Genomic DNA, 2,663 nt, shown 5'->3' with positions numbered 1-2,663 from the left:
CAACACGCCGTCTCGCCGGGCTCGGAGGCGGCGTGTCGCGCCAAACGGATCGCCCACCGCGGCTGCAGCCGGCGCCGCCGGCGCGACCGGGCTTGCCAAATTGCTCGCTCCCGAATACTCTGTGCCGAGTAATCGGGTACGGGTGATCGACGAGAGAGGTGGCGATGACCAAGCGCGCGGTGTCGAACCCGTTGGCCCTGGCGGTGCTCGCCTGCCTGTGGGAGAAGCCGATGTACCCGTACGAGATGACGACCACCATGCGGGAGCGCGGCAAAGAGGACAGCATCCGGCTCAACTTCGGCTCCCTGTACACCGTCATCAAGGCGCTGCAGAAGCACGGCTTCATCGAGGTCGCCCAGACCGAGCGCGAGGGCAATCGGCCGGAGCGCGTCGTGTACGCGATCACCGACGCCGGCCGCCGCGAGTCGGAGGAGTGGCTGCGCGAGCTGGTCGCCGTGCCCGAGAAGGAGTACCCGGCGATCGAGACCGCCCTCTCGCTCCTGCCGATGCTCCCGCCCGAGGCAGCGGCGGAACTGCTGGAGGTCCGGGCCGCCCGACTGGCCGACGACCTCGCCGAGCGGCGCGCGACGAATGCGCAGGCGGCCGAGACCGGCCTCCCCGAACTCCTCCTGATCGAATCCCACTACCGCGTGGCGATGCTCGACGCCGAGCTGGCCTTCATCGCCGACCTGGCCGCGCGCGTGCGCGACGGCTCCGTCGGCGGCGCGGAGTGGTGGCGGCAGCTGCACGTGCTGCTCGCCGACGGCCTCAGCATGGATGACATCCGTTCGCGGGTGGCATCGGGCGACGTCGGAGGGGAGGCGGCCGACCTGTTGAGGAACCCATAACGAAAGTGATGGCCGAGGAGCGGCAACTCCCCGGCCATCGAGACCACCGATTCGTTCCGTGAGGAACCTGCGTCAACAGTCACCGAGGGTCGTATTCCATGATATTCCCCCTCGGTGGCGGGAAAGGAGCCCGTCGTGGCACCCACCACCGGCTCGGCGCTCGCCGCCGAGCACCTCATCAAGTCCTACAGCGGCGGGAGGGGCAGGCCTCCCGTCCGCGCCCTCGACGGCCTCGGGTTCGAGGCCGGCGCCGGCACCGTGTTCGGCCTGCTCGGGCCCAACGGGGCCGGCAAGTCGACGACCATGAAGATCCTCTCGACGCTCGCTCGCGCCGACAGCGGCTCGGCCTTCGTCGCCGGGATCGACGTCGGCCGGCATCCCGCCCGCGTCAGGAGGGCGATCGGTTTCGTCGCCCAGAAGCCCGTGTCCGATCCGATGGGGACCGGTCTCGAGAACCTCGTGCTCGCCGGACGGCTGCAGGGGCTGCGCGCGGGGGAGGCGAAGGCGAGGGCGGCCGAGCTGCTCGATCGCTTCGGCCTGACCGAGCACGCCCGCCGGCAGGTCAAGACCTACTCCGGCGGCATGGCGCGCAAGCTGGATGTCGCCATCGGCCTCATGCACCGGCCGCAGGTGCTCTTCCTCGACGAGCCCACCACCGGGCTCGACCCGGAGGCGCGCGCCGAGCTGTGGTTGGAGCTCGACCGGATGACCGCGGCCGAGAACCTCACCGTGCTGCTCACGACGCACTACCTCGACGAGGCCGACCGCCTCGCCGACCGGCTGGCGATCGTCGACCACGGCCGCGTCGTCACCGAGGGCACCCCGGACGAGCTCAAGAGCGGGCTGCGCGGCGACGCGGTCGTCGTGGAGCTGGCCGCCGGAGCCGACCCGTCCGCCGGGCTCGCCGCCCTGCAGCGCGTCGCGGTCCTCCGCGAGGTCGGCGGCGAGGGCCGCACCCTCCGCGCCCGGGCCGACGACGGGGCGGCGACCCTGCCGCTCACGCTCGCGGCCCTCGAGGCGGCGGGCATCGCCGTCGCCTCCGCCACCGTCGCCCGGCCCAGCCTGGACGACGTCTACCTGCGGCACACCGGCCGCACCTTCACGCGGGCGCAGGAGTCCGCCGAGCAGCTCGTGGAGTCCGCATCATGACCACCATCGCCACCACGCCCTCCACCGTCCGTCCGGTCCGTCGCGGCGGGCCGACCTTCCTCAGCCACACGCTGCTGCTCACCGGGCGGCAGATCCGGGCGGCGCTGCGGATGCCGGCGTTCCTCGTGATGAACCTCGTCCAGCCGGTCATCTGGCTGCTGCTGTTCGGACAGCTGTTCAAGGCGGTGATCGAGATCCCGGGCTTCGGCGCTGGACAGAGCTACCTCGAGTACCTCACGCCGGGCGTCGTGATGATGCTCGCGCTGTTCGGCAGTGCCTGGTCGGGGACCGTCTACATCCAGGACATGGACCGGGGAGTGATGGACCGCTTCCTGACGTCGCCGGCCAACCGCGGCGCGATGATCGTGTCGACGCTCGTCTACCAGTCGCTCCTGGCCGTGATGCAGTCGCTCGTCGTCCTCGGGATCGCCGTCTGGGCAGGAGCCCGGTTCGAGGGCGGGCTCGCGGGCATCCTGCTGCTCCTGCTCGGGGTGGTGCTGCTGACGGCGGTGTTCTCGTCGCTGTCGAACGCGGTCGCGCTGCTCGCCCGGGATCAGACCGCGCTGATCGGCATCTCGCAACTGATCACCCTCCCGCTGATGTTCCTCAGCTCGGCGATCATGAACACGACGCTGTCGCCGGAGTGGGTGCAGAACGTGGCCGCGT

Annotated in this window: 3 protein-coding genes; all 3 read left to right on the top strand. The window is 71.0% G+C overall.

Annotation, left to right across the window (positions count from 1 at the left end; translation table 11 throughout):
- Nucleotides 1-164 precede the first annotated feature (164 nt).
- Complete coding sequence (locus ACR9ZG_RS18625; protein WP_481286334.1) at nt 165-848, top strand: PadR family transcriptional regulator; 684 nt, start codon at nt 165-167, stop codon at nt 846-848.
- A gap of 135 nt (nt 849-983) precedes the next feature.
- The gene (locus tag ACR9ZG_RS18620) at nt 984-1,997 is read left to right on the top strand and encodes an ATP-binding cassette domain-containing protein (RefSeq protein WP_481286333.1); all 1,014 of its coding nucleotides are present in this window, start codon (nt 984-986) and stop codon (nt 1,995-1,997) included.
- The coding region (locus ACR9ZG_RS18615; RefSeq protein ID WP_481286332.1) for an ABC transporter permease at nt 1,994-2,663 on the top strand (670 nt) is incomplete at its 3' end. The genes ACR9ZG_RS18620 and ACR9ZG_RS18615, both read left to right, overlap by 4 nt.

The organism is Leifsonia sp. KNZ12-8B (assembly GCF_056755495.1).
This window is presented reverse-complemented; position numbering and strand designations above follow the sequence as displayed.

Coding starts and splice junctions, on each gene's coding strand:
- ACR9ZG_RS18625 (WP_481286334.1), top strand. CDS start 165: ATGACCAAGCGCGCGGTGTCGAACCCGTTGGCCCTGGCGGTGCTCGCC.